Origin of the sequence: Paenibacillus tundrae, assembly GCF_036884255.1 — a bacterium.
GTDB lineage: Bacteria > Bacillota > Bacilli > Paenibacillales > Paenibacillaceae > Paenibacillus.
The window spans coordinates 1,933,925-1,960,489 of sequence record NZ_CP145605.1; the positions used below are offsets into that span (position 1 = coordinate 1,933,925).

General features: G+C 44.8%; 23 protein-coding genes and 1 riboswitch. Of the genes, 18 read left to right on the plus strand and 5 right to left on the minus strand.

What is annotated here, in order from left to right; all coding sequences use genetic code 11:
* Positions 1 to 14: 14 nt before the first annotated feature.
* Both V6W81_RS08640 and V6W81_RS08645 read left to right on the plus strand, forming a co-directional pair.
* On the plus strand, positions 15 to 893 hold the full coding sequence (locus V6W81_RS08640; protein WP_338542663.1) for an ROK family protein: 879 nt from the start codon (positions 15 to 17) through the stop codon (positions 891 to 893).
* Positions 894 to 1,084: 191 nt separating this feature from the next.
* A complete protein-coding gene (locus V6W81_RS08645; protein ID WP_338542665.1) occupies positions 1,085 to 2,086 on the plus strand; it encodes an HRDC domain-containing protein in 1,002 nt (333 codons plus the stop codon).
* A gap of 90 nt (positions 2,087 to 2,176) precedes the next feature.
* Here the strand turns inward: V6W81_RS08645 and corA are convergent, their stop codons facing one another.
* A complete protein-coding gene (gene corA, locus V6W81_RS08650; protein ID WP_145047966.1) occupies positions 2,177 to 3,112 on the minus strand; it encodes a magnesium/cobalt transporter CorA in 936 nt (311 codons plus the stop codon).
* A 452-nt stretch (positions 3,113 to 3,564) separates the two neighbouring features.
* Positions 3,565 to 3,689, plus strand: a riboswitch (SAM riboswitch).
* A 200-nt stretch (positions 3,690 to 3,889) separates the two neighbouring features.
* Between corA and metA the strand changes: the two genes are divergently transcribed.
* The 6 genes from metA (at position 3,890) to V6W81_RS08680 (ending at position 10,980) form a co-directional block, all read left to right on the plus strand.
* Positions 3,890 to 4,807, plus strand: coding sequence for a homoserine O-acetyltransferase MetA (gene metA / locus V6W81_RS08655; RefSeq protein ID WP_056698550.1), 918 nt, complete (start codon positions 3,890 to 3,892; stop codon positions 4,805 to 4,807).
* Positions 4,808 to 4,831: 24 nt separating this feature from the next.
* Positions 4,832 to 6,019, plus strand: coding sequence for an aminotransferase class I/II-fold pyridoxal phosphate-dependent enzyme (locus V6W81_RS08660; RefSeq protein WP_338542666.1), 1,188 nt, complete (start codon positions 4,832 to 4,834; stop codon positions 6,017 to 6,019).
* A complete protein-coding gene (locus V6W81_RS08665; protein WP_338542667.1) occupies positions 6,012 to 7,196 on the plus strand; it encodes a trans-sulfuration enzyme family protein in 1,185 nt (394 codons plus the stop codon). Before V6W81_RS08660 ends, V6W81_RS08665 begins: the two co-directional genes overlap by 8 nt.
* A gap of 403 nt (positions 7,197 to 7,599) precedes the next feature.
* Positions 7,600 to 8,739: a cyclic dehypoxanthinyl futalosine synthase gene (gene mqnC, locus V6W81_RS08670; RefSeq protein ID WP_338542669.1), complete on the plus strand. Its 1,140-nt coding sequence runs from the start codon at positions 7,600 to 7,602 to the stop codon at positions 8,737 to 8,739.
* A 264-nt stretch (positions 8,740 to 9,003) separates the two neighbouring features.
* A complete protein-coding gene (locus tag V6W81_RS08675; protein ID WP_338543973.1) occupies positions 9,004 to 9,933 on the plus strand; it encodes an aldo/keto reductase in 930 nt (309 codons plus the stop codon).
* A 33-nt stretch (positions 9,934 to 9,966) separates the two neighbouring features.
* Positions 9,967 to 10,980 carry a zinc-binding alcohol dehydrogenase family protein gene (locus V6W81_RS08680; RefSeq protein ID WP_338542671.1) on the plus strand — a complete coding sequence of 338 codons (1,014 nt, stop codon included), beginning with the start codon at positions 9,967 to 9,969 and terminating at the stop codon, positions 10,978 to 10,980.
* Positions 10,981 to 11,109: 129 nt separating this feature from the next.
* Here the strand turns inward: V6W81_RS08680 and V6W81_RS08685 are convergent, their stop codons facing one another.
* The 4 genes from V6W81_RS08685 to V6W81_RS08700 form a co-directional block, all read right to left on the minus strand.
* Positions 11,110 to 12,015 (minus strand): YitT family protein, encoded by a 906-nt coding sequence (locus tag V6W81_RS08685; protein WP_145047962.1) that lies wholly within the window; start codon positions 12,013 to 12,015, stop codon positions 11,110 to 11,112.
* Positions 12,016 to 12,122: 107 nt separating this feature from the next.
* Positions 12,123 to 13,361: a cation:proton antiporter gene (locus tag V6W81_RS08690; protein WP_338542674.1), complete on the minus strand. Its 1,239-nt coding sequence runs from the start codon at positions 13,359 to 13,361 to the stop codon at positions 12,123 to 12,125.
* Positions 13,362 to 13,365: 4 nt separating this feature from the next.
* The gene (locus V6W81_RS08695) at positions 13,366 to 13,860 is read right to left on the minus strand and encodes a cation:proton antiporter regulatory subunit (protein ID WP_056698525.1); all 495 of its coding nucleotides are present in this window, start codon (positions 13,858 to 13,860) and stop codon (positions 13,366 to 13,368) included.
* Between the two features lie 323 nt (positions 13,861 to 14,183).
* The gene (locus V6W81_RS08700) at positions 14,184 to 14,588 is read right to left on the minus strand and encodes a hypothetical protein (RefSeq protein ID WP_307215633.1); all 405 of its coding nucleotides are present in this window, start codon (positions 14,586 to 14,588) and stop codon (positions 14,184 to 14,186) included.
* A 308-nt stretch (positions 14,589 to 14,896) separates the two neighbouring features.
* Between V6W81_RS08700 and V6W81_RS08705 the strand changes: the two genes are divergently transcribed.
* The 10 genes from V6W81_RS08705 (at position 14,897) to V6W81_RS08750 (ending at position 26,513) form a co-directional block, all read left to right on the plus strand.
* A complete protein-coding gene (locus tag V6W81_RS08705; protein ID WP_338542676.1) occupies positions 14,897 to 15,841 on the plus strand; it encodes a putative sporulation protein YtxC in 945 nt (314 codons plus the stop codon).
* A gap of 434 nt (positions 15,842 to 16,275) precedes the next feature.
* Positions 16,276 to 18,213 (plus strand): threonine--tRNA ligase, encoded by a 1,938-nt coding sequence (gene thrS, locus V6W81_RS08710; RefSeq protein WP_338542678.1) that lies wholly within the window; start codon positions 16,276 to 16,278, stop codon positions 18,211 to 18,213.
* 367 nt (positions 18,214 to 18,580) lie between these two features.
* The gene (locus V6W81_RS08715) at positions 18,581 to 19,123 is read left to right on the plus strand and encodes a 3D domain-containing protein (protein WP_430701344.1); all 543 of its coding nucleotides are present in this window, start codon (positions 18,581 to 18,583) and stop codon (positions 19,121 to 19,123) included.
* A 93-nt stretch (positions 19,124 to 19,216) separates the two neighbouring features.
* Positions 19,217 to 19,423, plus strand: a complete 207-nt coding sequence (locus V6W81_RS08720; protein ID WP_235540651.1) for a hypothetical protein — start codon at positions 19,217 to 19,219, stop codon at positions 19,421 to 19,423.
* A 209-nt stretch (positions 19,424 to 19,632) separates the two neighbouring features.
* Positions 19,633 to 20,676 carry a cell wall-active antibiotics response protein LiaF gene (gene liaF, locus V6W81_RS08725; RefSeq protein WP_338542680.1) on the plus strand — a complete coding sequence of 348 codons (1,044 nt, stop codon included), beginning with the start codon at positions 19,633 to 19,635 and terminating at the stop codon, positions 20,674 to 20,676.
* A gap of 3 nt (positions 20,677 to 20,679) precedes the next feature.
* Complete coding sequence (locus V6W81_RS08730; RefSeq protein ID WP_338542682.1) at positions 20,680 to 21,717, plus strand: sensor histidine kinase; 1,038 nt, start codon at positions 20,680 to 20,682, stop codon at positions 21,715 to 21,717.
* Positions 21,714 to 22,376, plus strand: a complete 663-nt coding sequence (locus V6W81_RS08735) for a response regulator transcription factor (RefSeq protein ID WP_338542683.1) — start codon at positions 21,714 to 21,716, stop codon at positions 22,374 to 22,376. The genes V6W81_RS08730 and V6W81_RS08735 overlap by 4 nt, the downstream gene beginning before the upstream one ends.
* Positions 22,377 to 22,568: 192 nt before the next feature.
* Positions 22,569 to 24,227, plus strand: coding sequence for a S1C family serine protease (locus V6W81_RS08740; RefSeq protein ID WP_338542684.1), 1,659 nt, complete (start codon positions 22,569 to 22,571; stop codon positions 24,225 to 24,227).
* 134 nt (positions 24,228 to 24,361) lie between these two features.
* Positions 24,362 to 25,051, plus strand: coding sequence for a response regulator transcription factor (locus V6W81_RS08745; protein WP_338542685.1), 690 nt, complete (start codon positions 24,362 to 24,364; stop codon positions 25,049 to 25,051).
* 1 nt (position 25,052) lies between these two features.
* Entirely contained in the window at positions 25,053 to 26,513 is a 1,461-nt protein-coding gene (locus V6W81_RS08750; RefSeq protein WP_145409574.1) for a sensor histidine kinase, read from the plus strand.
* The last annotated feature ends 52 nt before the right edge of the window (positions 26,514 to 26,565 follow it).

Consider the following 26,565-nt stretch of genomic DNA (forward strand, 5'->3'; position numbering starts at 1 on the left):
GGAGTGTGACGAACATGACGATCTTAGGCGCGATTGAAGCTGGAGGCACGAAGTTTGTATGTGGTATTGGAAATGAAAAGGGAGAAGTGTTGGAACGAGCAAGCTTTCCTACGACAACACCTGAAGAAACGATGGCGCAAGTCATTGCTTTCTTTGAAGGTAAAAATATTGAAGCTCTAGGTGTAGGTTCTTTTGGCCCAATTGACCCGATTGAAGGCAGTCCAACGTACGGATACATTACCACTACACCCAAACCACATTGGGGGCAATACAACCTTATTGGCAAATTGAAGGAACATTATGATGTGCCAATGACGTTTGATACCGATGTGAATGGAGCTGCACTTGGTGAAGCGACTTGGGGCGCAGCCAAAGGATTAGACAGTTGCTTGTATATTACGGTGGGTACAGGAATTGGTGCAGGTGCTGTAGTTTCTGGTCAAATGGTACATGGATTGTCTCATCCAGAGATGGGACATATCATCGTACGTAGACATCCGGAGGATACCTTTGAAGGATTCTGCCCTTATCATAGCGATTGCCTAGAAGGACTTGCTGCAGGTCCAGCGATTAACAAACGATGGGAACAACCAGCTTATGAGTTATCACCGGATCACAAAGCATGGGAGATCGAGGCTCATTACTTGGCGCATGCACTTATGAACTATGTTCTGATTCTCTCCCCACAGAAAATTGTGATGGGCGGCGGTGTGATGAAGCAGGAGCAGCTCTTCCCTTTGATACGCAAAAAATTACAGGAATTGCTGAATGGTTATGTACAGCATCCCGCACTTCAGTCCGATATCGATCAATATGTGGTCTCACCGGGTCTTGGAGATAACGCAGGGCTGTGCGGCTCCTTGGCGCTTGCGAAGCTTGCACTAAATAAATAAAGTATACAACACGAAATGATTGACGAATTTTTCCAATATGGTATGATATGAGCAACAGCATAGCACGGTTTGTTGAGGAAGCACCTCTCTTGCATTCATTTTGCAGGAGGGGTGTTTTTTTGTGCCTTTTTTGAAGGTGATGAGGGTGAGCCTTACAAGCGGTGTAGCTGAACTCGAAGGAGGGATTGACCATGGAAGTCATTTTTATGAACAGATTAGCAAGAATTACAGATCAGAATGAAGAGCTCGCACAGGTGTGGATTGGCGAAGAAGAAGGCGCATGGCATCTGGGTTGGAGCTTGTATGAGGAAGGGGATCGAGAGGATAAGGTTTGGTATGAGGGCAGTTCGTGGGAAGAACTCATGCATATTTATCGTCATCAACTAGCACTACAGATGAGTGAAGGGTTCCGACCGTTACTACAAGGTTTATTTCATGAGATTGAAGATTTGCGATCACGAAATTATGGTGGACAACGGCTTCAATGTTATAGCGAGTTGTATGCCAATGAAACATTGTATGCAGATCTATGCACATGGCGTAGAAAGAGAGCCGCTTCTGACCGGAAGGCTCCTTATTTTATTGCAACGAACCGGTTGCTTCGCATGATTAGTTCGTATGTGCCATTGACGATGGATGAACTGATGCAATTGCCGGGTGTTGGAGAGAGCAAGGCCTCCGAGTATGGTCAAGCATGGCTGGAGCTAACGAACGGAGTGGAGCGTTCCACCGTATTTCCACTCGACTGGGTATACTCTGCATTGAAAGAAGAGGAGTACGAGAACTGGCTTTATCGACAGAAGGAACAGAAGTATAAACAGGAACTAGACAAATTCAAGACACGTAAGCAAGTACTTGAAGGCATGAAGGAAGGGCACACGTTAGAGGAGATTGTTCACCGTTCGGGATTGTCACGCCGAGAGCTAATCGAATTACTGGAGATCTTAGATCTAGAGGGTTATGATACGGATTGTCTTCTTGATGCAGAGCTTGCCATTATGCCTGAACAAGAACAAGAAGCCGTATGGAACGCCTATGAGGAACTAGGAGACGCGTTTCTGAAGCCTGTGCTACATAAAGTATATGGGGAAGAAAAACCAGGTGGAGGTAGCCTGGAGCAAGTATATGAGAAGCTTCGTATGATCCGGATTCGTTATCGTCGTCATGTGGAGACGGAGCAGAACGTCAGTTAATGTGCGATTAGACCAAAAAAAGACGAGGCCATAACCCCATTAGGGAGGCTTCGTCTTCTATTCTCTTTGAAATGTTCATTCCGAGTCTAATCAGATCCAGTCTTTTTTGCGGAAAATGAAGAACATACTCAGGCCAAGTGTCACCATAAGCCCAATAACCACAAAGTATGAATATTTCCAGTGCAATTCTGGCATAAATTCGAAGTTCATCCCGTAGATACCGGTAATAACGGTCAAGGGCATGAATACTGTGGTGATGGCGGTAAACACACGCATGATCTCATTCGCTCGGTTCGCAATACTGGATTGATAAGCCTCACGTAAGTTGCCCATCAGATCCCGATAGGTTTCGAACGTTTCGGAAATCTTTACCGCATTCTCATAAATATCGCTGAAGTATTTCTGCAATTGATCATCAATGAGACGCAAGTCTTTTTTGTTAAGTGTATTGATGACCTCTTTTTGAGGACCAAGCACTTTTTTGAGCCATAGAATCTCACTACGAAGCCCGATTATTTCGTTTAGGTGAGATTTTTTGGTGTGCATCAGAATATCTTCCTCAAGCTTCTCGATCCGTGCCTCAATTCGATCACCGACAGTAAAGTAATTGTCGACAATTAAGTCAACCAGCAAGTATAACAGACGATCCGGAGTACTGACTTCCTGCTCCCATAGAATAGGTTTTAAAGTTCGCAGCTCACTGACTTTCTGTTTGGTCACACTGATAATGAAATGTCTGCCCAAGAACAGGTTGACGGCACGTAAAAATATCTCTTCATCATCAAAACGAATGCTATTAATGACAATAAAATAATGACTTTCATAAATTTCGATCTTCGGACGCTGTTCCTCGTCACTTAAGCAGTCTTCCACCGCTAGGTCATGCATCATAAATAGCGGCTGAAGCACGGCCAGATCATCCACATCCGCATCAATCCAGTAAAAGCCCTCCGCTGGTGGAGTCAGCGCTTGCTGAATATCATCCACTGGGATAAATACACCGTTGTTTACCAACCGGATTTTCATCGTTATCGACTCCTTCTGCACCCGCCAGGTTGGCGGTTCTTCATCATTATGGGCGCAAAAAGAAGAGATCAGCCGGTCGGCAGCGGAGCCTGGAGATCAGGTCTGCGTTCGCTCTATATGCAAACGGAAGTAACGTCCCGCTGCCGGCATGCTGATGTCAATTCTCTATGCTGTTTGTCGGAATTCGGCTGCCAGTCAGGCCTCGGGTCGCCATCCATTGATTATGTCACCTCTCACATAAGGGTTTACAACACCTGTTTAGTATACCGCTGGTCCAACGTGCTTTCAAGCGCAAAAATGTGTCTATTTCGCGCTCTGAGGCAGTGTATGATAGGTGGTGAAAAACGGTTCCGAGATGTAGAAACTTAGGATGAACTGTAGCTTGACGTGAACGAATTAATGTTTTAAAGTAAACGGAAAGCAATTAAATTTCAAAAATTAAATACAGCGAAATCTTATCAAGAGTAGGTGGAGGGACTGGCCCGATGAAACCCGGCAACCGGCGGTATACCGCACGGTGCTAATTCTTGCAGCGACTATGTGCCCAAGAGGTACTGTTGTAACTGAGAGATGAGAGAGGCGCATATCTATTTACATATGACCTTTCTCGGAATCCGAGGAAGGTCTTTGTTATATGCCCCGACTTCTCAGCACTGATTTTCGCTAAGGAACTTGAGCCTGTCTCACGGCATTAGACGTAGGAATTCTATGCTTGTAGAGCAAGCTCATGGCAGCGTATGCTGCAATCTATTTATGCTCAAGGAGGAGTTTGACACCATGCCAATCAAAATACCGGACACTTTACCTGCGAAGGAAGTGCTTGCAGGGGAAAACATCTTTGTCATGGACGAGACATCCGCATATCAACAGGATATTCGTCCGCTTCGTATCGCTATATTAAACCTTATGCCAACGAAAGAAACGACCGAGACCCAGCTCTTACGTTTGGTGGGGAATACACCTATACAGGTCGACATCGTTCTGGTACATCCGAAATCTCATACATCTAAGAACACTTCCCAGGAGTACCTGGATGAATTCTACAAAACATTTGATGAAATCGAACATCGCCGCTTCGATGGCATGATCATTACAGGTGCACCTGTAGAACAGATGGATTTCGAGGACGTGAACTATTGGAAGGAAATCCAAGAAATCTTCGAATGGACCAAAACAAATGTTACTTCAACCATGCATATATGTTGGGCCTCACAAGCGGGCTTATACCATCACTTCGGCGTTCCTAAAGTTTCATTGGACGAAAAGTGCTTTGGCGTATTTCCACACACGATTAACAAATCTCATGTTCCACTCCTGCGTGGTTTCGATGAAGTGTTTAATGTTCCTCATTCACGTCACACTGAAGTGCGTCATGAAGATATTGAGAAGGACGAGCGTCTTGAAATTTTGGCTGAATCTGAGGATGCAGGTATTTTCCTAGTTGCAACCAAAGACGGTAAACAGATTTTCGTTACCGGACATGCTGAGTACGATCCGTTATCCCTCAAGTGGGAATATGACCGCGATGCAGCCAAAGGATTAAATGTAGCGCTACCTAAAAATTATTTCCCGAAAGATGATCCTTCCCGTGTTCCTCCAGCGACATGGCGGGCGCATGCTAACTTATTATTCTCTAATTGGCTCAATTACTATGTGTATCAAGAAACACCTTACGATATTGGTCCGCAAATTTAATCGAGATAACAGGGGGATTCTGCAATGGAAGATAACAAGTTGAAAATCGAAAGCCGCTTAGCTCAAATTGGTTCTATTCATGAACCGGTCACAGGTGCAATTAACTTTCCAATCTATCAAGCAACTGCGTTTCGCCATCCGAAGCTTGGACAGAGCACGGGATTTGACTATATTCGTACAACGAATCCAACACGTAAAGTGTTGGAGGAAGCAGCAGCTGCACTGGAGTCTGGGGATGCGGGTTTTGCCTGTAGCTCAGGCATGGCAGCACTGCAAACGATTTTTGCATTGTTCAGTCAAGGAGATCATCTGATTGTATCACTTGATCTGTACGGGGGCACATATCGTCTGCTAGAACGTATTCTATCTCGTTTCGGTGTAACAGCAAGCTATGTCGATACGAATGATCTGGCTGCACTAGAGAAAGTTCTCCAGCCGAATACCAAAGCGGTCTTTATTGAGACACCAACCAACCCGCTGATGATGATTACAGATGTTGAAGCGGTAAGCACATGGGCGAAGAGCCATAACTTTTTGACTATCGTGGACAACACGTTGTTGACTCCATTCTTCCAACGTCCAATCGAGCTGGGTGCGGATATCGTTATTCACAGTGCAACGAAGTACCTTGGTGGACATAACGATGTCCTTGCTGGATTGATTGTGACCAAAGGAGAGGAACTGTCAGCAGAAATGGCATTCTTACACAACTCCATTGGTGCAGTGTTATCTCCAACAGATTCCTACCAGTTGATGAAGGGTATGAAAACATTGGCTCTCCGGATGGAGCGCCATGAATATAACGCGTTGACAATCGCTAAATATCTTTTGGAGCATCCAGCTGTTGGTGAAGTCTATCACCCAGGATTGTCGGATCATCCCGGATATGAGGTGCAGAACAAGCAATCCAGCGGTAACACGGGTATCTTCTCTTTCAAAGTGAAGGATGCTCGTTACGTAGAGCCATTGCTGCGTCACATTAAACTCATCGCATTTGCTGAAAGCTTAGGCGGCGTTGAATCATTAATGACATATCCAGCAGTACAAACTCATGCCGATATCCCGATTGAGATCCGTGATGCTGTCGGCGTGGATGATCGTTTGTTGCGCTTCTCCGTAGGTATTGAGCACGCAGAGGATCTTATCGCAGATCTGGGCAATGCCCTAGCAGCAGCAAAACTCGAAATTGAAGGAGGAGCACATCATGAGTGAACAGAACAAAAATTCCGGTTCTTCTGATTCTTCTGAATTGAAATTCGATACCAAACTGCTGCATTTCGGGGATGAGGTAGACAAAACGACGGGAGCTTCCAGTGTGCCGATCTATCAGGCGTCCACCTTCCATCATTTTGATATCTTCAATCCACCACAACATGATTACAGTCGTTCAGGGAATCCTACGCGTCAGGCTTTGGAGGATTACATCACCCTGCTAGAAGGCGGGGTACGTGGTTTTGCGTATTCTTCAGGGATGGCAGCAATCTCCAGTGTCTTCATGATGTTCTCGGCGGGGGATCATATCATCGTGACAGAGGACGTTTACGGCGGAACGTATCGCTTGCTGACTTCGATTTTAAACCGGATGCAGATTGATACGACATTTGTCGATATGACAGATATCGAAGAAGTGAAAGCAGCGATTCAGCCCAATACGAAAGCCGTTTATATGGAGACACCATCCAATCCAACGCTGAAGATTACGGATATCGCTGCAGTAACATCATGGGCTCAGGAGCATGAATTAGTTACAATTCTGGACAACACATTTATGACACCTTACTACCAGCGTCCAATAGAGTTAGGTGTAGATATCGTTGTACATAGTGCTACTAAGTTCCTTGGTGGTCACAGCGATGTGTTAGCAGGGCTTGCTGTAGCTCGTACAGAAGCTCTGGGTAAACAGCTCAAGCAGTTGCAGAACGGGTTGGGTACTGTGCTTGGAGCGCAAGAGTCCTGGCTACTCATGCGTGGAATGAAGACACTTGGTGCTCGTATGGCACACAGTGAACAGAGCACAGCCAAGCTTGCGGCTTGGTTAAATGAACGAAGTGATGTTTCAGCTGTTTATTATCCAGGGTTACAGGATCATCCAGGTCGCGAAGTGCACGAACGCCAGTCAACAGGCTATGGTGCTGTCGTATCCTTTGATGTAGGTTCTGGTGATCGTGCCAAAGCAGTGCTTAATCGTGTGAAGCTACCAATCGTTGCTGTGAGCTTGGGAGCAGTAGAGAGTATATTGTCTTATCCTGCAATGATGTCTCATGCCGCAATGCCTGCAGCGGTTCGTCGTGATCGCGGAATCACGGATGGATTGCTTCGCTTCTCGGTCGGTCTTGAGGACATTGATGATTTGATTGCGGATTTGGAGCAAGCACTTCAAGAATCCTAGAAATCTTCTCTGACAGCAGTAAAAAATATACAATTTGATATGCATGTGTTCAAAAAAGTTGGTTTTCAGTACCAAGAAGATGGGATGAAGATTGAAATAGAGTAGCGGAGCGTAGATTAAGATACGTGAGCAACGGATATTTCGGCTAAATTCCATCTTCGACGCTGAGATGCTGTTAGGCATCCTTCGTAATCAAAAGCGGATTTATTTGAACAATTCTATATGTCTACATTTTCACTTATTTTTAAAGCACCTGCTCATAAGGTGCTTTTTTTCACATGTAACCTGTGTTACGATAGTTGGAGTACAGAAATACGATGTTTTCACCGGAACTTGTGTATCTAGTCCACAAGCTAGGATGATCGTTATCATATTTTCACTTCATGAGGGAGGCTTTTTTATAATGAGTACGGTAGACCGTATCTTAGATAAAGCCCTTCGGGGCGAGCGTTTAGATTTGGAAGATACGATTCAACTATTTGAATCGGACGAAGTGGACAAAATTGGGGCGGCAGCTAATGTTATCATGAAACGCATGCACCCTGAACCATACAGAACATTCGTAATTGGGCGTAACATCAACTACACAAACGTATGCGATGTATACTGCCGTTTTTGTGCTTTCTATCGCAGACCTGGTTCCGATGAAGGCTACGTATTGCCAGATGAACTGATCTTCCAGAAGATTCAGGAGACGGAAGACGTTAACGGTACCGAAATTCTTATGCAAGGCGGTACGAACCCGAATTTGCCATTCAGCTATTACACAGACATCCTCAGAGAGATTAAAGCGCGTTTCCCGAATATCACAATGCACTCCTTCTCTCCAGCTGAAATTATGAAAATGGTTGAAGTTTCGGATGGTCTTACACTGGAAGAGGTTGTACGTGCGATTCACGAAGCAGGATTGGATTCCCTCCCAGGTGGTGGTGCTGAGATTCTAGACGACCGTACACGTCGCAAAATCAGCCGTCTAAAAGGCTCATGGCGCGATTGGATGGACGTTATGCAAACGGCTCACCGGATTGGTATGAACACAACAGCAACGATGGTTATAGGTCTTGGTGAATCCATGGAAGAGCGTGCATTACATCTGATGCGTGTCCGTGAAGCTCAGGACGAATGTATCGCTAATAAATATGACTCTGAAGGGTTCTTGGCATTTATTCCATGGACATTCCAGCCGGATAATACGAACCTCAAATTAGAGCGTCAGACACCTCAAGAGTATCTAAAAACTGTGGCAATCAGCCGTCTGGTATTGGATAACATCAAAAACATTCAATCCTCATGGGTTACAATGGGACCTGAGATTGGTAAGAAATCCCTCGAGTTTGGTTGCAATGACTTCGGTAGCACAATGATCGAGGAGAATGTCGTATCCGCGGCAGGTGCAACTTACAAAGTAAACATTGGTTCAATTCTTCAACTGATTCGTGAAGCAGGTTACATTCCAGCTCAACGTAATACGAGATACGAAATTCTGCGTATGTTTGATGAGGAAGAGAATACCCTTGACCAAGACTTCGTTATGCAGAACTAATAATTAATTGAACGTAAGCTTATTGATTCTTCAAGAAGCCATAATGTCGCGAGTTCCTTCATGTAGAAGGACTTCGCGGCTTTTTGTATTATCGACTAATATTTTTTATTTAGGAAAATGGAGAGCCTAGTCAGATCATGAAACAGTATATAATCCACATATGAAGGTATTTTATATTCTTATTGAACTGGTACAATGAAAAAGCAATGTATTTTACATGACCTCAGATGTTCTCAAATGATGTATAGGGAAAGGGGTAGGATGATGAAGCAAAGAATACTTGGAAGGACAGGACTAAATGTCCCCATACTAAGCTTTGGTGCATCTTCCTTGGGTTCGGTATCTCGTAATATTGATCCTAACGAAGGTATTCGTACAGTACATGCTGCACTAGATGTAGGCATGAACTACATTGATGTGTCTCCTTATTATGGATTAACGAAAGCTGAGACCGTGCTAGGTCATGCAATTCGTACTGTGCCACGTCAATCCTATACGTTATCTACGAAGGTAGGGCGATATGGTGAGCATGAGTTTGATTTTTCACGTAAGCGCATTCAGGAAAGTGTGCAGCAGAGCTTAACAAGACTTCACACAGACTATATTGATATGTTGTTTCTTCATGATATTGAGTTTGTACCAGCTGATATCATTATTGAAGAAGCCTTCCCAACCTTGTTAGACCTCAAAGCGCAAGGAGTCATTCGATTCGCGGGCATATGTGGACTGCCTTTAACCTTGTTCGAGAAAGTATTGCCACAGATCGAAGCCGATGCGATCATCTCGTATTGTCATTACACCTTAAATGATACATCGTTATTATCTCTGCTGCCGCTATTGGAAAAAAACAATGTTGGTCTTGTGAATGCTTCGCCACTCTCCATGGGTTTGTTAAGTACTAGAGGTGCGCCGGCTTGGCACCCTGCGACTGAACGAGTGAAGCAGATTTGCTTGGAGGCTGCGCAATTCTGTGCCGAGCAAGGAAGTAACATCGCGAAGCTTGCTGTGCAGTATGCAACCGCCAATGAGCAGATCCCAACCACTTTGGTGAGTAGTGCGAGTGTTGAGAATATCCGCAATAATGCTGACTGGCTAGATGAGGAGTTAGATGAGGAATTGCTCTCAGCAGTGCTCCGTATACTTGCACCAATTCATAATGAGACTTGGCCAAGTGGTCTTTCAGAATATAATTAAAATCATCTAGGAAGCATCTAAGGGGGAGTAGAGATGAGAGCTGTCGTATGTGAAGAGGTTGAACATCTAACCTTACAGGACGTACCTGAGCCTGAACGAACCGAGCATGAGGCGATCGTTTCAATTAAACGCATTGGTATCTGTGGTACAGACCTTCATGCGTATAAGGGGAACCAGCCATTTTTTACGTATCCTCGTGTGTTAGGACATGAATTAGCAGGTGTCATAGAAGATATCGGGCATAATGAAGCAGGTTTACAAATCGGCGATACGGTTAGCATTATTCCATATCTGCACTGTGGACGATGTATCGCGTGTCGTTCAGGTAAAACGAATTGCTGTGTCTCCATGCAGGTGATGGGTGTACATGTAGATGGCGGCATGCGAGAAAGAATAGCGGTACCTGTATCTCATCTATTGCGAGCGGAAGGGCTGACGTTGGATGAAGCGGCGATGGTCGAACCCCTGAGTATTGGAGCTCATGCTGTAAGAAGAGCTAGAATACAACCAGGAGAACAGGTTGTTGTTATCGGTGCAGGACCGATTGGTCTTGGGGTAATGGCATTCGCCAAACAAGCGGGAGCTAGAGTTATTGCTGTGGATCGAAATCAGGAACGATTGGAACTTAGCCGCTCTTTGGCAGGGGCAGACATCCTGGTACAAGCAACAGGACAAGCAGTGGAACAAGTCAGAGAAGTTACAGAGGGAGATTACGCTACCGCGGTCTTCGATGCAACAGGTAACGTTAATTCAATGAATGAAGCCATTCGTTATGTTGCTCATGGTGGGCAGCTAGTATATGTAGGTTTGGTCAAAGCAGATATTATCTTCCATGACCCGGAGTTTCATAAACGGGAGATGAGTATACTGGGAAGTCGGAACGCGACCCGAGAGGACTTTGAACAGGTCATGCAAGTTTTGCAAGCGAAAAGACTGGATCTGGATGCCTACATTACGCATCGAACGTCTTTTGATCTGTTACCTTCGGCTATCGAGCAGTGGCTACTTCCAGAGTCTAAGGTCGTTAAAGCGATCGTTGAATTATAGTGTTCGTTCCTAACAACATAAAAAATACCAAAAACTCTCTCAGATCCTCAGGATAACAAGTATCCAGAAGGTAGAGAGAGTCTTTGGTGTATTTCGCTATATCATAGTGACCGTTTATAGAAGTCAAGATCACTTCTCTGGATTCGTGACAAGACCCGCATGTGGATCAATGTGTCGCACGATTGATTTGAGCCAGATCATTTCAAGAAAGTGAACCTCGTAATAGAGTGCGCCTGGAAAATGTTGAACCCATCCATCGCTTGCAGCGGATTGGAGAGAATGACTTGGTGGGTTTGGTGTTACAGGTTCTCGGCGTAATCGTTTCCGCAAAGCCTGCGTGACTTGATCCCTCTGCGCGGTTAAGATATACACCTTGCGTTTCGCAGAGAATCCGCGGAAAGCGACATACACCATTTCATAAGCAATTAGATATGCAATGACAGAGTACATGGCCTGATCCCAACCAAATACAACACCTGCAGCCGTTAGAATCAGCAAGTTAAACAGCATGATTATTTTTTCGATAAGCATCCGTTTCCCGCTAAATAAACGTTCGGGTGGCCGAGAAGACGGATCACCGATTTCCAGCGTATCCAGTGTCCCGCCATAACGCACCACTAGTCCGATTCCTATTCCCAGACATAACCCGCCGAACATCGCTGCGGCAAGTGGGTGTTCTACTAGTGGTGGCATGGGATGAAGCACGATGGCACCGATCGAAAAGACAACCAGACCCAACACAGTAACGAGCACAAACTTTTTCTGCACGATCTTGTAGGAAATAAATATAAATGGAACGTTGAACAAGAAGAGGAATAATCCAATTCTCATCTCAGTCCAATGAGCAAATAACGATGAAATGCCCGTAATGCCTCCAATAATAATCTTATTGGGGTGAAGGAACAATTCAAGTCCCACGGAGGCCAGAATACCACCTGCTATCACAAATAAAAGGTTTAACAGGCGACGACTTGATGTGATTCTGGTCTTGGCGGTATGTGGCGCCGGATTAGCCGATATCAGAGGTGCTTTCATACGTCATCCTCCTTTGTGCGGTTCCGAGCCCTTCTCCCTGGGTTATTCACAGAAAGATCGGCGTAGAGCCGCGAGTTGCTATATAATGTCTATTCCACATAGACATGTCATCCTTCTTTTTGCAAAACCTTAGGTTCTTCTTTTTTCTTGCGTTGGTCTTTGAACTTAAATATTTTATCCAAAATTCTAAACACATGTTTGGACTCTTTGGTCAACAATGGTCCGAGGATTGCCAGAATGAGTACATATAACGCGGCAAACGGTTGAATCATTGCCATCAGTCCCCCGGCTTTACCCATGTTGGCCAAGATAATGGAAAATTCACCACGTGATACAATGGTTAATCCAATATTAGCCGATGCTTTTGGAGATAAGCCTGCGCTACGGCCAGCCAGCATGCCTGCAAGGAAATTACCAAACAATGTAAGAGCTACTGCAACCAGAGCTAGCCACACGGCATCGCCACCCAGAGACAACGGATCAATGGAGAGCCCGAAGCTGAAGAAGAAAATGGCTCCAAAGAAGTCACGGAACGGCAGAATCAAGTGCTCAATCCGCTTAGCATGTTCTGTCTCAGCCAGCACGAGTCCAACTAACAAAGCACCAATGGCTTCAGCGACATGGATCGTTTCGGAAAATCCAGCTACAAGGAACAGTGCTCCAAATACGACTAGGGAGAAGAGTTCGTTGGAGCGGATTTTGAGCACCTTGTTAAGCAGTGGTGTTGCTTTCCGTCCAAGAATAATGACAATTAACATGAACCCAAGGGCAATAAGCGCGGACATAATGACGCCTCCGACGGAGGATGAGTCACTGAGTACCAGTCCGGACAAGATCGAGATGTATACCGCGAGGAACACATCTTCAAACATGATGATTCCCAGTATCATTTCAGTCTCTGGATTAGCTGTACGTTTCAGATCGACGAGTACCTTGGCTACAATGGCACTTGATGAAATGGTGGTGATACCGGCAATAACCAATGCTTCTGCAACTGGGAAACCGGAAACAAAACCGAAGATTAATCCCAGCGTAAAGTTAATACCGATGTAGATCGAGCCACCTACTGCAATAGAGCGACCCGATTTCACCAACCGTCCTACCGAAAATTCAAGTCCGAGATAGAAGAGAAGGAATAGAATACCGATCCGACCCATGAAGTCGATAAAAGGCTGACTCTCGATGAATCGGAAGTCTAGATGCCAGATTTTCATGGCATGTGGACCAACGGCCATACCAATCAAAATATAAAAAGGAACAACGGAAAAACGTAATTTAGCAGATAGGAGTCCGGCTGCTGCAATGAGCACCAGCGCTAGACCCACTTCGAATATCAAATGATCCATTCACTCACCCCCTCCCGCTCAGGAGGAGGGATTTGAACAGTTTCTGCTGGTTACGTTCGCCGACAGCGACAACCGTCGATTCTGCAGTGATCACGACCTCCGGACCGGGGCTAATATGTTTTTTGTGGTTTTTCTCAACAACGGCAATAACCGTTGCTCCAGAGTTCTGACGTACGTCTAGTTCACCGATGGATTTACCGATACATCCATAGGAAGCCTCAATTTTGTACCATTCAATGATCAGGTCATCAAAAGTAACTTCAATATTCTCAAGCTGTTTTGGCTTATAGGTCAAGCCGCCGACAATAGCAGCAATCTGTCTTGCTTCATAATCGTCCAGTGTAATCATGGAGATGCTTTGATCTGGATCATCATACTCAAAGTGATACATTTCACGACGTCCATCATCGTGAATAATAATTACAATTTTATCGCCACTACTCGTTTCAATCTGAAATTTCTTACCGATACCTGGTAGATCCGTTTCGCGTACATCCATGGATAGTTGCCTCCTTAAAATGAGGGCTGGCCACAGAAGGCAGGCTTATTTCCCGTAAATCGAATGATCTAATGATGGGAAGAAACATTAAATATGCGGGTAAACAGAGCCAGGAACTCCTGACACACAGCCGTAATGTTTTGAACTCAATTTTTAAATATGGGTATGACAAAAGAGTGCTACAAAGATTGGCATCCAAGCCAATAGGGTATTAATATCTAACTTAGCTAAAAGGGTAATGAGTTATGCACAAGTATTCCGTCTTTTCATAAATGAACGAAGAGGAGTCTCTATGCAAAGCAACCTTAAATACGCTGCAACGACTAGCGAAGAGTGTACACGTATTTTGGTGCTATAGGGGTAGGGGAAACATACATACTGGTGTATTTAATAGGTAGCAGAATTAATCTGCGTTTAAACAGACAAATCAACGGTTTAAAGGGCAGACGTGGTGTTGGAATCCGCAAAATCAATAGTAATGCGAGCACAAGAAAGACAGGTTTCTTATGCACAACCGCAAGAAGTTTAGCCATCACTTGTGGGTATCTACGGATGACGGGCTTCTGTTGAGACTCTGGAATCTGAACCATTATTTCCTTATTAGAGTTTGAATCAACAGATACACCGACAGCGGATTCTGTCTGCATCGGAATAGGGAAACACAGGGCTTGGAATACGCACAAAATGATAATCAAAACGCTGCGGACAATTCTTGGTTGTGTTCTCATTCTGGCTTCCCCCCTTTTCCGTGAAACATACTGTTATAAAAATAATAACACATTTTTGGCTGATCTCCAAACCACTTTTGAAAATAGAATGCAATTTTTTGTGAATAAAGACCCCATATGATCAGCAACATGTAGTATAAAACTAGGAAAAAAGCCGCTAGATCTTGTACTTGAGAATGATTAAAGAGTGAATGTGGCAAAATGCTGAAATATACTGAGAAATCATGACATGCTTTCCATCAATCCGCTTCGTATATCCCCATTCACCTTGCCATATACTTTGAACAGGACGGAAAGGAGTGATTCTTGTGGAACTGTTTACCGTATGGACAGATGTATCTGGGCAAGAGGAAGCGGACCAATTTCATCACTGTATCAAAGAAAAAACCAAAGGTTTACATATAAGTAAAAGAGGCTTCAGGCTTACCTTCAAACATAATGATGGTAGGGCAGTCTGGGTATGCAGAGGTAATGAGAATCACAATGACTTCCAGCAATGGCTACCACAAATTAGTGAATTATTTGCTAATGGCTTGGCTGATTTTATTATGCTTACTCGCGAACGACATATGGTGGAAGATATGATCTCCAAAGCATGTTCCGTCATGGATGAGCACGAAGTAGAGAAGGTAAACCGAATTTGTATGCCGCTTTTGATCAATGGTGATCTGGATCAGCCAGGACTCCGTGAACGTCGACGCTCAACACTCGCAAGTGGATTGAAGAGGGATTTGGAGGATGTTCATTTTTTTCATCTAGATGGTATTGTGAACTTTCGAATGAAGCAGTACAAACAAGAGCTGCATGAGCTGGTGGAGTATGCTCTAGATGAGTTTTGGATGGATCGACAATACGAAGAATTTATGGGATTGCTTAAATATTTTGTTTTCTTCCAGGAAGCGAAGGTGCCTCTAATTCATCTCGTTCATAAAGGAAAGCATGAATTCCAAGTGTATGATGCTGCGCTTAATCTATTGCCTGTGCAAAAAGATGAACAGGTTGTGGTGGAGATGCCTGGACTGGAACTGGAAATGGATATAGAAGATATGATCGTGAGCACGCTTATATCGATCTCGCCTGAGAAAGTGATGTTGCATACCAGCACAGTGGATATGCCCATTATTACTACCATTCGTCAGATCTTTGAGGACAAGGTGCAGTTATGCCATCATTGCCCGGAATGCGAGGTACTGCGCGCGGGTTTATTGACTGGTCTTGACGCAAGCGATCTCGGCAATTATAATAACTGTTGATCCACGAATTATGGGTCGAGTTACTTATAATGACTAATGAACTAAAAGCGTTGACAAAGATATGAGCCACTCAGATGGTCGGTGCAGAGAGAGGGAACTTTGGCTGAAATTTCCTCCGGATTCCACGTTTGGTTTACCCCTTTGTAGTTGCGGTTTTGAAAGCGGAATGTAGAGAGCCACTGGAACGATCAAATGGAACTTAGCCGTGAGTAAGGATCTGCCGGGTCATGCCCGTTATCGTCATGCCAATGAGGGCTGTATATCCAGATCGGATAAGTCAGCTGAATTAGGGTGGAACCACGAGTATATTACACTCGTCCCTTTACCGGGACGGGTGTTTTTTGCGTTTTTTTGCCTTCGTGCGAAAGATCGCAATAGATAATCAGTCCATTATTGAATGGACAAAGGTTACATTTACAGGAGGAATGAGACAAATGGCAGTTAACATTAAACTCCCTGATGGTTCCGTACGTGAGTACGCTGAGGGAAGCACGATTGAAGATGTAGCGGCTTCGATTAGTAGTGGCCTACGCAAAAATGCTGTAGCAGGTAAATTGGATGGCATCGTGGTGGACTTGTCCACAACGCTTCATGAGGGTGCGCTGGTAGAGATCGTAACGTTGGATTCACCGGAAGGTCTGGAAGTGATGCGTCACAGTACTGCTCACTTGATGGCTCAAGCAGTGAAGCGTCTATACGGTAACAAAGAGGTTCATCTGGGTGTAGGTCCTGTTATCGAAGATGGCTTCTATTATGATATGGATCTGGAACAACCACTCAATCCTGAAGATCTGCAGAAGATTGAGAAGGAAATGGAACGTATCGTTAATGAGAATCTGCCGATTGTTCGTAAGGAAGTTAGCCGTGCTGATGCAATCAAAACGTTTGAAGAAGTGGGCGATCCTTACAAACTCGAATTGATTCGTGATCTACCAGAAGATAGTGTAATTACGATCTACGAGCAAGGTGAATTTTTCGACTTGTGCCGCGGACCACACGTACCATCAACAAGCAAAATTAAAGTGTTTAAGCTGATGAATGTTGCTGGTGCATACTGGCGCGGAGACAGCAAAAACAAAATGTTGCAGCGGATCTACGGTACTGCGTTTGTGAAAAAAGCACAGTTGGATGAACATCTGCACTTGCTTGAAGAAGCTCGTAAACGTGACCACCGCAAATTGGGTAAAGAGCTGGAAATGTTCACATTCTCACAATTGGTGGGACAAGGTCTGCCAATCTGGTTGCCTAACGGTGCCAAATTGCGTCGTACATTAGAACGTTATATTGTAGACTTGGAAGAAAGCCTGGGATACCAGCACGTATACACACCTGTTCTTGGTAATGTGGAGTTGTACAAAACGTCTGGTCACTGGGAGCACTACCAAGAGGATATGTTCCCGAAAATGGTTATGGACAATGAGGAACTGGTTCTTCGTCCAATGAACTGTCCTCACCATATGATGGTGTACAAGTCCAGTATGCATAGCTACCGTGATCTTCCGATCCGGATTGCTGAGCTTGGCATGATGCACCGTTATGAAATGTCAGGAGCACTTACAGGGCTTCACCGTGTACGTGCGATGACATTGAATGACTCTCACATCTTTGCACGTCCAGACCAAATTAAAGAAGAGTTCGCTCGTGTAATCGAGTTGATTCAAACCGTTTATAAAGACTTTGGTATTCATGAATACCGCTTCCGTTTGTCATATCGTGATCCACAAGATACAGAGAAGTACTTCCAAAATGATGAAATGTGGGAAATGTCCCAACGTATGTTGCGTGAAGTTGTAGAAGAACTGGATCTGCCATTCTACGAGGCGGAAGGCGAAGCAGCATTCTATGGTCCGAAGCTGGATGTTCAGATCAAAACAGCACTGGGCAAAGAAGAAACGCTCTCTACCGTACAACTGGACTTCCTATTGCCAGAGCGCTTTGAGCTTGAATATGTTGGAGATGATGGACAGAAGCATCGTCCAGTCGTTATTCACCGCGGCGTAATCAGCACAATGGAGCGCTTCACAGCGTTCTTGCTCGAGAACTTTGCTGGAGCATTCCCGCTGTGGCTCTCTCCAGTACAAGCAAAAGTAATTCCGGTATCGGGCAATTTCGAAGATTATGCGCGTGAAGTTGAAGAGAAGCTGAAACGTGCGGGGATCTCGGCAGAAGCAGACTTGCGGAATGAGAAGTTAGGATACAAAATCCGTGAAGCTCAGCTTGAGAAACTTCCATACATGTTTGTCGTTGGGGAAAATGAGCGTAATGCGGCTAGTGTCTCTGTGCGTAAGCGTGGAGAAGGCGATCTCGGCATGAAGCCACTTGACGAAATTATAGCTCAGCTTAAGGAAGAAATTACAACACGTCTCGTGTAATGTTCTAAAAAATATGCTTATCACCGTCTGGTACAGTGGATTCGTCTGCTGTGCCAGACTTTTTTTATTTGCCAGATATCTGTATAACGTGTTTGCTTTTTGGAAAACCTTTGCAGTGAGGGGAGGTTTTATAATGAAAAAGCAATTTATATTACAACAGAGCAGGTTAAGATTACTGATCTCATGGTGTGTGGTAGCCGCCGGATTAGTCGTAGGTATAAATCAGGCAGAGGCGTATACATTCGAAGAGGAAAATGAAGTGAGGCATGTTGAAAATCGTTACAGCAGTAGTCCAAATGTGGTAGAAGTAGAAAAGCAAGAAATTAGGTTGCCTGAGAAATATAGTGACCAAGCTCAGTTAACTACAATGGTCTACATGGGTTTATTGTGGTCTCCACAGCCGATTGTCATCCCTAAACCTGTAGCTCCTGGCAAACAAGTTGTTCTGGATCCGTCCATGCCTGTATTGGCTCCTCGTTCAGAGCAAGTGCTTGGAACACAAAAGGTAACGGCAACGGGTTATACCGCTGGAATTGAGTCGACGGGAAAAGGACCTAAGCATCCTCAATATGGGATTACATATTCTGGTGTGAAGGTAAGGCGAGATAAGGAGACCGTCTCCACAATCGCTGCCGATCCCAAATTGTTTCCTTTAGGTTCTATCCTTTATATTCCTGGTTATGGCTATGGGATCGTGGCAGATACGGGGTCAGCCATTAAGGGCAACAAAATTGATCTTTATTTCCCTACAACAAAGCAGGTATACAAGGAGTGGGGTAAGAAGGATGTAGAAGTTCAGGTAATCAAGCAGGGCGGCGGAAAATGTACGGAACAAATGTTGGACGAGCTGTCGCAGGCAATCGATGTGTATAAATCGGTACCTGATTCATGGCTCGATAAAGCGGTATGATTTTGGAAGTTCCGATCAATGAATAAGCGGGGGGCTCTCTTCACATAATACTCTCTGGGGACGAACCCCACGACTCAGCAATGAGACGTAAATATGAAGAGAGAGGTGATTGTTGTGGCTAAGAAATCCCAAGGTTACAAAACGCCAAACGAGAAGTACAATGCGGAGTTTGGTCAAGAGAACGTAGCGAGCAAAATTAAACAATCCGAGCAAAACAAAGTGAAGGATAATTTTCAAACACCTGATGAAAAATATAACGCTGAGTTCGGCGTAGAAAACACAGGCAAAACACAAAAGTAAGCTGCACACAAACACCTTGGAGCATGTTCTCCAGGGTGTTTTATTATGTGTATATACTTCAAGTACATATTGGGAAACGACTTAAAAAAACCATAAATATCCTGTGGACTCGGTCTAGAGACTGAGATGACTTCCATCTGCCGCCGCTGTTATCAGAGCCTCGTCTGAGGTACACTGGATACAGAATACAGACGAAGGAGACATGAGCGATGAAACGATCTACGCGGGACCGCTGGTGGGTGGGCATACCCCTCATAGCTATTGGTGCAATGATCTTGTTCAGACAATTGGGATATGACATTGATATAGGGTACATTTTTAGAACCTATTGGCCGTTGTTTTTAATCTGGTGGGGAGCAAAAGGAATTTCCGAAATTCGGCGCAATGGGGGCTACGCCTTCATCGGTCCTGTTATCGTATTGTTGATCGGAGGTTACTTTCTTGCCCGCAATCTGGGATGGATTCATTATTCAATGGGAGAGTTTATCCGCTATTTGATTCCAGTGATGCTGATCGGCGGAGGATTGTTTGTACTGGTCGGGCCGCGGCGACGTGATCGAAAGCATCATGACAAAATGCAGTCACCTCCACCACCTGAACAGCCTTATCAGCCATTGTCACCAGAAGATCTAGAGATGCAGTCTACATTTGATGAACAATTTGAGAAAACATTTGGCAAACCCAAGCAAGAACAGAAGCATGATCCATATGGTTCTCACCATACAGATCAAGAGCATTCAAATTCTTATGAGCATCAACAATATAAAAAGCACAGCACGCAAGATTCATCTCACAAAAAATATGCGAAATTCGATTCGAGCAATCCATATGGTCAACACTCCAACGATTATGGGAACTACGACGGCTATGGCGATACGATTAATAAGTCTGCCTTCATTGGCGATCTGTACATGGGGCAAGAAGTATTTACACTGAAGCCAATGAACATCTCCGCATTTATCGGGGACACGGTGATTGATTTGACAAAAGCACAGATCCCGTATGGGGAGACCAAGATTGTGATCTCGAACTTTATAGGGGATGTCAAAGTATTCGTGCCAGAGGATATGGATCTTGGTGTAACCGTGACAACCAATTCCTTCATTGGTGATATGTCATTGCTCAACCAGAAACGTGGTGGATTCATGAGCAGTGCTCAAGCTGAAACTGCACATTATCGTGAAGCAGGTAAAAAGGTACGAATCATTGTGAGCGTATTTATTGGTGATGTCAAAGTTAATAAGGTGGGTTAACACATGATTCGAACGATTCTCAAAGCGAATAAATGGGAACTGATGATGTATTTTGCACTAACCGGTCTAATTACACTTGGCGGCTTCTACTTATTATATGGAGAAGTGCTCTCCGGAGAGAGCCGTCAACGTGCTTGGACCTATGTTGGTGTAGTTGTGTTAGCCACCATTGTTACTGGATATATTGCCGCTCTGCGGCTACAACGCAAAATTGATCTGTTAGACCTCAACATGCTGAAAGTATCTAAAGGTAATCTGACGGTTCGTATGCCTGAAGCAGACGATGCTTCATTTGGTCGGGTATACCAAGAATTCAATGTAATGATGGATTCTATTGAGAAAAAAATGAGGTTGCTTCAGCGCCTCGGTGAGCAGGAAGTGATTGAGAAGGAACAGGCTTCAGAGCGAGCCGTTATTGAAGAGCGCAAACGAATGGCAAGAGACCTGCATGATACAGTAAGTCAACAGTTATTCGCGATGCATATGTCGGCTTCATCACTGCCGCGTCTACTGGAGATGAATCCGGAACAGGGTCGTAATGTGCTGGATCAACTCATTCAGATGTCCCATATTGCACAGCGGCAGATGCGAGGGCTTATTGCACAGCTCCGACCAGTCGAGCTGGAGGGACGTGATCTATCTGCCGCACTGGATAGCTGGTTTCCTGATTATTGCAGGCAGAATGGCCTCAAGGGTGTGAAAGAGCTGGAACTGGATGGCGGAATTTCAGATGCCATTGAGCACCAGCTATTTCTTGTTATTCAGGAGGCTGTTGCGAATGTGGTGAAGCATGCCGAAGCAGGACTTGTTAGTTTGTCGATCCGAGAGAGTGAGCATCAGATAAGCATGAGCATTAGCGACGATGGGCAAGGTTTCTTGCAACAAGCCGACCGCCCGGGGTCTTATGGGTTATCCACGATGCGTGAGCGGGCTGAGAAGCTTGGAGGACAGGTACAGATCATATCGAAGCCGGGAGCGGGAACAACGGTACGGGTGTTCATCCCGAAATTCCCGAATGAATCAGAGGGGGAGACCGAATGAGCGGAAAAGTGAAGGTAATGATTGTGGATGATCATGATATGGTTCGCATGGGGTTGAAGACGTATCTCATGTTGGAGCCGACATTTCATGTGATTGGAGAAGCAGGGAACGGGGAAGCGGCACTGCACCATTTGCGTAAGCTGGATGAGAATGAAATGCCTGATCTAATCTTGATGGATCTGATGATGCCCGTAATGAATGGTGCAGAAGCAACGGAGGCCATCATGAGCGAATTCCCGACTATGAAAATTGTAATGCTGACGAGTTTCCTTGAAGACGATCTGGTTGTACAGGCCATTGAAGCGGGTGCTGTAAGTTATGTGTTGAAAACTGTATCTGCTGAGGAGCTGATCTATGCTCTGCAAGGTGCTTACCGTGGAATGCCAGTCATGACAGGAGATGTGTCACAGGCGTTGACCCGTGGAATCAGACAGCGTACCGCTCGGGAAAGTGAGTCCGGTCTCACCGAACGAGAAAAAGAAGTGTTGCTGCTCATTGCAGAAGGTAAGACAAATAAGGACATCGGCGAAGAATTACATATTAGTATCAAAACCGTCAAAACACATGTCAGCAACCTATTGATGAAATGTGAGATGGATGATCGAACACAACTGGCAATCTATGCTCATCGACAAGGATGGGTGAAGACAAAGGATTAAAATACTGGTCGGACGGAAAAAATGAACTTATAGAGGTCGTTACTGAAAATCGTACTTTTTGAACATGAACTTATTATGATAGGGTTTTATCTCCTTTTTAATTGTTTTTAAGGTACAGTTAAGGTTTAAAGTACAAAATAAGGACAGTTAAAGAATATCTCTTACGAAGAAGAGATTGGGAGGTAGAGAGGCATGGACGAACGTAATTATAGATCAAGCCGTCAAGATGAGGAAAATGAAACAAAGCAAACGGAGAACCGTAATTCTTCCGGGACGGACGATTCCTCATATTATTATTCTTATGGACCTTTTCAGTCCGTGAATCAGGAAGATACAGCAAGTCATCAAGGGGATATGAACCAGCGTGCAGAAGGTGACGTGCAGATTACAAGACCTGATCCTGTGAAGCCAGTACCTTCATATTACAGCCAAGGAGCTTCCGAAGACGCTAGTCGAGGTAAAGCAGGAAGCGGTGGTGGAAATGGTGGTAACGACGGTAAAGGTGGGAATTGGAACTATAACAATCGTCGCCCACGCTCGTCCATCAGATCCCTTATGTTCTCTTTCATTGCAGGGATGTTAGTTATTACTGTTCTAATGTACGTGGCGGACACAACGAACATGTTCACACCGCAAGCATCGATGACAAGTGCCCAAAGCGAGAGCGCAAGCAAAGAGTCTTCTACAAACACGGGTGGAGGCAACAATGTAACGGCATCGCTTTTGCCTACAGGTAAAACGGATGTGTCATCCGTTGTGACGAACACTAGCCCGGCTGTAGTCAAGATTGAGACATTGGCGAAGCAATCAACTCGTAGTGGTGGCTACCAAGGCGGTTCTACGATGAGTGACCCACTATACCAATATTTCTTCGGTAATGGTGGAACCAATGGCAACCAAGATCAACAACAACAGCAGCAACAGCAAAGCAGCAATCAACTTGTCCCACTGGGTATTGGTTCTGGATTTATTTTTGACAAAGAAGGCTATATCCTGACGAACCAACACGTAGTCCAAGGTGCAGATGTTATTCAGGTAACTTTAGAGAACAATAGTAAGCCTTATGAAGCTAAACTGCTGGGAAGTAGCTTCGATCTTGACCTAGCTGTACTGAAAATTGAGAAAAACAGTGGCGATGCTGATTTCCCTGTAGCTCCATTAGGTGATTCCAACAGCACACAGGTCGGTGAATGGCTTGTGGCGATTGGTAACCCTGAAGGATTCGAGCACACTGTTACTGCAGGTGTTCTGAGTGCGAAAGAACGTACGATTAGCATTCCAGACGAAGAAACAGGCAAAACACGTGAATACAGTCACTTGTTGCAAACAGATGCGTCCATCAACCCTGGTAACTCCGGTGGCCCATTGCTCAACCTTAATGGTGAAGTAATCGGTATGAACGTTGCCGTAAGTGCAGATGCGCAAGGTATTGGATTTGCTATTCCTTCGAGTGTAATTTCGGAAGCAGTGAAATACCTGAAAGAAAACAAAGAAGTTCCAAAAGAGCCAGTACCGTTCATCGGTGCATCTCTGATGGCACTCACACCTGAAGTTGCTAAACAAATGGGAACCGACATTACTGAAGGTTCTGTAGTAGCAAGCACGATCTATCAATCTCCGGCTTATCAAGCAGACCTGCGGGCATATGACATCATTACAGGTGCCAATGGTACGCCGTACAATACAAGCCAAGACTTGATTGATTTCATCAAGAAACAGGAAATTGGTAGTGAAGTAACGTTGAACGTCGTTCGTGACGGTAAGAAAATGGATATCAAAATCAAGATTGGTAACAAAAACGATTACGACACTTCACAAACTTCAAATGAGCAACAACAAACGCAACCATAATCGTTGAAGACGGATGTTGCAAAAGCAGATAAGCGGAAGGGTTTGAGGGCCCTTTCGCTTTTTTTGCCTCAAGATGCAGATTGTGCTTCTGCCTGTTACAATAGGAATAAAATGTAGGATAAAGGAGAAAGACCATGCGCTCAACTATTCTGATTGTTGATGATGATGAAAAAATCGTGTCCATGCTTCGTCGGGGGCTGGCATTTGAAGGTTATGAAGTACAGACGGCTTCCAATGGAGCTGAGGGTCTCAGTAAACTGATGGATAAGGAACCGGATATTGTCGTTCTGGATGTCATGATGCCCCAGATTGACGGATTCGAGGTATGCCGGAGATTACGAGAAGCAGGCAGTAAAGTGCCAGTTCTCATGTTAACGGCCAAAGACGAAGTACAGAGCAGGGTAACAGGGCTGGATACGGGAGCGGATGATTATTTGGTTAAACCATTTGCCCTTGAAGAGCTGCTTGCTCGTGTTCGTGCGCTGCTACGCCGTAAAGCGGACATTGTGGATAAACAGGACAACCGACTTGTATATGAGGACATCGTTCTCGATAATGATTCCCGTGAAGTGTTGCGTGATGGACAACGGCTAGAACTTACTGCCAAGGAGTTTGAGCTTCTGAATTTATTTATGCAAAATCCAAAAAGAGTGTTATCCCGTGATCTCATTATGGACAAAATCTGGGGCTATGATTACAGCGGAGAATCTAATGTTCTAGAAGTATATATCGCGATGTTAAGACAGAAAACTGAAGAGTATGGAGGCAAACGCTTGATCCAGACAATTCGGGGAGCGGGTTATATCCTAAGAGGTGATTCCTGATATGTCCATTCGGTTAAGATTAACCGCATGGTATTCGGGTATTTTGGCAGCCGTGCTTATCTTCTGGGCCGTCGTGATTTATGCTTTTGTCTATTTTAACTCTTATCAGGAAGTGGAACAGCAACTAAAGGTTAAGAGCGAACGCATTACAGAACAAATTGGTGTTAATCCGCTTTCCCAATCGCTCGACCTAGATCCATTCACAGAAAGTCAGCTTCAAGAAGCGCAGATCTATATTCAACTGGTGGATTATCAGAGCAGATCGATTAAGATCTCCGGAAATATGGAGAAGGCTGGCATTGACTTTCCTGTTGTGGAGCTGAAGGACATACGGGAACAGCGAGGCATATCCAAAATATACGTGCATGGCACTCCTTTTCTTGTGAATCAACAGCCGTTGTCCCTTCAAGGAACGAATGAAATTAGGGGACTGCTGCAAGTGGGAGCCAATGTTACTTCCCAGGAGCGGCTTCTGGAAGCACTTCGTAATATATTGATCTTTGGCTGGCTTGTGGCGATGGCTCTTGCCATTACATCAGGGCTTATTTTGGCTCGTAAATCCATGCGGCCGTTGGTTAATGTCATTGATGCTGCGAATCAGATTCAGTCAGGAAATGATCTTAGTGTCCGTATTCAATACACCGGTCCGAAGGATGAGATCGGCCGTCTCATTGAAACGGTAAATAACATGCTTGAACGAACCGAATTATCCTTCCGGGGTTTAGAGGAGACCAATGCGGCTCAGCGACGATTCGTATCTGATGCATCGCATGAGCTACGTACACCACTTACGACGATACGGGGTAACGTAGACTTCCTCAAGAAGCTGTGGGATCAGGAGAGTACGGATCGTCCGAATCTTGATGAAGAAACAGTTAAAGAGATGTCCCTTGAGGCGATTGAGGATATGGCAGATGAGGGGAAACGGATGAGCCGGCTAATTAGTGACATGTTGTCACTCGCAAGAGCGGATACCGGTCAGAAGATTGAGCTGAATCCAATTCCATTGCAGATTTTAGTGCAGGAAGTGGCTCGCAGATCCCAATTCCTAGATCGTCAGTCTGAATGGCGTCAGGGCGATTTATCAATCCTCAACGGGATCTATGTCAATGGTAGCAAAGATTATTTGCAGCAAATGCTGTTTATTTTTATTGAGAATGCGTTTAAATACACTCCGGAAGGCTCAGTCACACTTGACGCTATATTGTACAAAGGTCAGGTAGGGCTGCGCATTAGTGATACAGGCATTGGTATGGAACGAGACGAGGTACCGTTTATCTTTGATCGTTTCTATCGTGCAGATGAATCACGCGGAGCGACACCAGGAATCGGCTTGGGGCTATCGATTGCTAAGTGGATCATTGAAGAGCATCATGGCTCGGTAGAAGTCGTCACTAAACGTGGAGAAGGTACCACATTTATTATCTGGTTGCCTGTTGTCTTTGCTCCCCCTATCGAATAAAGGTATAATAGAGTGGACTGCAATTACATCGGCAAGCTTGCCGAAGAAAGAA

Bases quoted from the DNA above. Each gene is read 5' to 3' on its own strand.
- V6W81_RS08680 (WP_338542671.1), top strand. From the start codon at position 9,967: ATGAGAGCTGTCGTATGTGAAGAGGTTGAACATCTAACCTTACAGGAC.
- metA (WP_056698550.1), top strand. From the start codon at position 3,890: ATGCCAATCAAAATACCGGACACTTTACCTGCGAAGGAAGTGCTTGCA.
- V6W81_RS08640 (WP_338542663.1), top strand. From the start codon at position 15: ATGACGATCTTAGGCGCGATTGAAGCTGGAGGCACGAAGTTTGTATGT.
- V6W81_RS08645 (WP_338542665.1), top strand. From the start codon at position 1,085: ATGGAAGTCATTTTTATGAACAGATTAGCAAGAATTACAGATCAGAAT.
- V6W81_RS08720 (WP_235540651.1), top strand. From the start codon at position 19,217: ATGAAGAGAGAGGTGATTGTTGTGGCTAAGAAATCCCAAGGTTACAAA.
- V6W81_RS08690 (WP_338542674.1), bottom strand. From the start codon at position 13,361: ATGGATCATTTGATATTCGAAGTGGGTCTAGCGCTGGTGCTCATTGCA.
- V6W81_RS08750 (WP_145409574.1), top strand. From the start codon at position 25,053: ATGTCCATTCGGTTAAGATTAACCGCATGGTATTCGGGTATTTTGGCA.
- V6W81_RS08700 (WP_307215633.1), bottom strand. From the start codon at position 14,588: ATGAGAACACAACCAAGAATTGTCCGCAGCGTTTTGATTATCATTTTG.
- corA (WP_145047966.1), bottom strand. From the start codon at position 3,112: ATGAAAATCCGGTTGGTAAACAACGGTGTATTTATCCCAGTGGATGAT.
- V6W81_RS08730 (WP_338542682.1), top strand. From the start codon at position 20,680: ATGATTCGAACGATTCTCAAAGCGAATAAATGGGAACTGATGATGTAT.
- V6W81_RS08695 (WP_056698525.1), bottom strand. From the start codon at position 13,860: ATGGATGTACGCGAAACGGATCTACCAGGTATCGGTAAGAAATTTCAG.
- V6W81_RS08665 (WP_338542667.1), top strand. From the start codon at position 6,012: ATGAGTGAACAGAACAAAAATTCCGGTTCTTCTGATTCTTCTGAATTG.
- V6W81_RS08715 (WP_430701344.1), top strand. From the start codon at position 18,581: ATGGTCTACATGGGTTTATTGTGGTCTCCACAGCCGATTGTCATCCCT.
- thrS (WP_338542678.1), top strand. From the start codon at position 16,276: ATGGCAGTTAACATTAAACTCCCTGATGGTTCCGTACGTGAGTACGCT.
- V6W81_RS08735 (WP_338542683.1), top strand. From the start codon at position 21,714: ATGAGCGGAAAAGTGAAGGTAATGATTGTGGATGATCATGATATGGTT.
- V6W81_RS08740 (WP_338542684.1), top strand. From the start codon at position 22,569: ATGGACGAACGTAATTATAGATCAAGCCGTCAAGATGAGGAAAATGAA.
- V6W81_RS08660 (WP_338542666.1), top strand. From the start codon at position 4,832: ATGGAAGATAACAAGTTGAAAATCGAAAGCCGCTTAGCTCAAATTGGT.
- mqnC (WP_338542669.1), top strand. From the start codon at position 7,600: ATGAGTACGGTAGACCGTATCTTAGATAAAGCCCTTCGGGGCGAGCGT.
- V6W81_RS08685 (WP_145047962.1), bottom strand. From the start codon at position 12,015: ATGAAAGCACCTCTGATATCGGCTAATCCGGCGCCACATACCGCCAAG.
- V6W81_RS08675 (WP_338543973.1), top strand. From the start codon at position 9,004: ATGAAGCAAAGAATACTTGGAAGGACAGGACTAAATGTCCCCATACTA.
- V6W81_RS08745 (WP_338542685.1), top strand. From the start codon at position 24,362: ATGCGCTCAACTATTCTGATTGTTGATGATGATGAAAAAATCGTGTCC.
- liaF (WP_338542680.1), top strand. From the start codon at position 19,633: ATGAAACGATCTACGCGGGACCGCTGGTGGGTGGGCATACCCCTCATA.